Genomic DNA, 839 nt, shown 5'->3' with positions numbered 1-839 from the left:
TTTTCACCTTTCTCGCCTTGAATACCTTGTGGACCTTGAGCTCCAGTTAAACCTATCGGACCTTGTGGACCTACCTCACCTTGGTCACCTTTATCACCCTTGTCACCTTTATCTCCTTTCGCTCCTGCTATACCTTGTGGACCCTGAGGACCTGTTGCTCCGGTATCACCCTTTTCACCTTTCTCGCCTTGAATACCTTGTGGACCTTGAGCTCCAGTTAAACCTATCGGACCTTGAGGACCTACCTCACCTTGGTCACCTTTATCTCCTTTCGCTCCTGCTATACCTTGTGGACCCTGAGGACCTGTTGCTCCGGTATCACCCTTTTCACCTTTCTCGCCTTGAATACCTTGTGGACCTTGAGCTCCGGTTAAACCTATCGGGCCTTGTGGACCTACCTCACCTTGGTCACCTTTATCACCCTTGTCACCTTTATCTCCTTTCGCTCCTGCTATACCTTGTGGACCTTGTGCTCCGGTTAAACCTATTGGACCTTGTGGACCTACCTCACCTTGGTCACCTTTATCACCCTTGTCGCCTTTATCTCCTTTTACTCCTGCTAAACCTTGTGGGCCCTGTGGACCTGTTGCTCCAGTGTCACCTTTTTCACCTTTCTCGCCTTGAATACCTTGTGGACCTTGTGCTCCAGTTAAACCTATCGGACCTTGTGGACCTACTTCTCCTTGGTCGCCTTTATCACCTTTATCTCCTTTCGCTCCTGCTATACCTTGTGGACCCTGAGGACCTGTTGCTCCGGTATCACCCTTTTCACCTTTCTCGCCTTGAATACCTTGTGGACCTTGAGCTCCGGTTAAACCTATTGGACCTTGTGGACCTAC

The 839-nt window shown here is 50.1% G+C and carries 1 pseudogene; it reads right to left on the bottom strand.

Features of this window, described 5'->3' with window-relative positions:
- Positions 1–839, bottom strand: a pseudogene (locus tag GJJ64_RS16755) (collagen-like protein); the annotation flags it as partial.

This window comes from Pedobacter puniceum (genome assembly GCF_009674685.1).
GTDB lineage: Bacteria > Bacteroidota > Bacteroidia > Sphingobacteriales > Sphingobacteriaceae > Pseudopedobacter > Pseudopedobacter puniceum.
This window is presented reverse-complemented; position numbering and strand designations above follow the sequence as displayed.